We start from the raw sequence: 2,322 nt of genomic DNA on the forward strand, positions 1-2,322 counted from the left end.
GGCGGGCGGATCGTCATCTCCGGCGCGACCAGCGGCGATGTTCCCCCGGCGGAGCTCACGAGGATCTTCTTCACCCAGCTGTCCGTGGTGGGCTCCACGATGGGCACTCGCGACCAACTGGGCCGCCTGATCCGCTTCTGCGAGCAGACCGGCACCCGGCCGCTGATCGACCGGGTACTCCCGCTCGCCGAGGCGCGTGAGGGCTTCGCGGCGATGATCGACGGCAGCCACACCGGCAAGGTCGTCTTCGTGCCGTAGCCCTGGCGGCTAGGCGTTTCCCCGCGGTTTCCTGCATTATTCGCCGTAGGGCCGAGCCATGGGTACGGTCGATGGGGTGACGAGCGAGACCAACGGCCCCAGTTCACCTGACCCGTCGGACTCATCTGATGAGCCGGACATCGCTCAGAGCGGGTCAGCCCCTCCGACGACACCGATGCCGGTGCAGACGGCAGCGGAAGACAGCGAGCACCAGGCCACGCAGGGACTGCCCCTCCTGCCTGCTCCTCCGCCGCCCCCGGCCCCTCCGTCGGCATCGCCGCCGGTGCAGCAGTCGGCCGAGACGCCGAGCGTCGGCGAGCGGGAGACACAGGGTCTGCCGCTGCTGCCTTCGTCGCCCCCGCCGCCGTCCTCGGCTGCGCCGGAGCCTGCCGTGCAGCGGCCCCATTCGCACCGGCGGACGGAGCATGCCGTCTATCACACCAGCGCGGTGTACGGGGGCAGCGCGCAGCAGCAACAGCAGCAGCCGCCGGTGAAGCGGCGCACGGTCGCGGTGATGGTGACCGCGGGGGTGCTCGCCGTGCTCGTGGTGGCGCTCGTGCTCGTGCTTACGGTCTTCAAGCCGGGCGGGAGCGGCACGCCCACGTACGGCATCATCCCGAACGGGTCGTCGGCGCAGCAGGACGGGCAGCAGGTCGCCGCCGCGTTCCTCACCGCTTGGCAGGAAGGCGACCTAACGAAGGCCGCGAACTACACGGACCAGCATTCCGCGGCCGCGGCGGCCCTCACCGCCTACGCCAAGGACCTGAATCTGAAGAGCTTCGCCGCCACACCTGGCGCGGTCACCGAAGCGGCCGGGTCGACGACCGCGCAGCCCCGCGAGAGCGTTACCTTCGCGGTCAGCGCCTCGGTCGCGGCGGGCAGCGGTAATGCGGCGGTGCGCGGTAAGTGGGCCTACCACTCCAAGCTCGTCGCTTACCAGCAGGCGAACTCGTCTGTCTGGTTCGTCAAGTGGCAGCCCGACGTGGTCGCGCCCAACCTCACCGCGGCCACCCACCTGGCCGCCGTCACGGTGTCGCCGACGGTCAGCATGGTCACCGACGCCAGCGGCGCGAACCTCACCCGCTACGGCGACGCCGGGCTTAATACCATCGCTGGCCTGCTGAAGACGTCGGCGCCGGTTACCGAAGGGGCCAAGCCCGGCCTGAACGTGCAGATCGAGACCAAGTCCGGCCAGCCGGTGCCGAACAGCCAGGCGATACTCGTCGCGCCCGGCAATTACCCGACGGTTTCCACCACGATCAACGCGAAGGCGGAGGCCGCCGCGCGCAGCGCGGTCGGCATGCACAAGCAGAGCTCGATAATCGCGATCCAGCCGTCCACCGGCCAGATCCTCGCGATCGCCAACAACGCCGAGCAGAACGACTTCGCGCTGACCGCCAAGGTCGCGCCGGGCTCGACGATGAAGGTCATCACGTCCGCGGCGCTGCTCAACGCCGGGGTCTTGAACCCCCAGACGCCGGTCGCCTGCCCCGCGGCCTTCACCATTCAGGGGATCACGTACCACAACGACCAGAACGAGTCCGAGCCGCCAGGGACGCCGTTCTCGGAGGACTTCGCGCAGTCCTGCAACAACGCGTTCACCACCCAGTGGTCGCACCTGTCAGGCAAGCTCGCGAGCACGGCGAAGGACTACTTCGGCCTCAACCAGAACTGGAACATCGGCATCGGGAACCTGTCCGCCTCGTACTTCAACGCGCCGGCCAGCGCGTCCGGGTCCGAGCTCGCCCAGGAGGCGTTCGGTGAGGGGTCGCTCATCGCCTCGCCGATCGCGATGGCCTCGGTGGCGGCCACGGTGGAGAGCGGCACGTTCAAGCAGCCGATCCTCACGACGACGGCCAAGCAGGTGACCGCCAAGCCGCTGCCCGCCGCCACGCAAGCGGGCCTTAAGCAGATGATGCGCGCCGTGGTGACCAGCGGCACCGGCGCCGGCCTCGGCTTCGGCCCGAACGTCTACGCCAAGACGGGCACCGCCGACATCCAGGGCCAGGACCAGCCGAACAGCTGGCTGATCGCGTTCGACCCGACGAAGGACATCGCGGTCGG

The 2,322-nt window shown here is 69.5% G+C and carries 2 protein-coding genes; both read left to right on the forward strand.

What is annotated here, in order from left to right:
• Positions 1-258: zinc-binding dehydrogenase (locus VN779_RS11865; RefSeq protein ID WP_325722542.1), on the forward strand; the 258-nt coding region annotated here is incomplete at its 5' end.
• Positions 259-439: 181 nt separating this feature from the next.
• Positions 440-2,322, forward strand: a 1,883-nt coding sequence (locus VN779_RS11870) for a penicillin-binding transpeptidase domain-containing protein (RefSeq protein WP_325722543.1), incomplete at its 3' end; no start/stop codon positions are given.

This window comes from Actinocrinis sp., from assembly GCF_035605935.1.
GTDB lineage: Bacteria > Actinomycetota > Actinomycetes > Streptomycetales > Catenulisporaceae > Actinocrinis.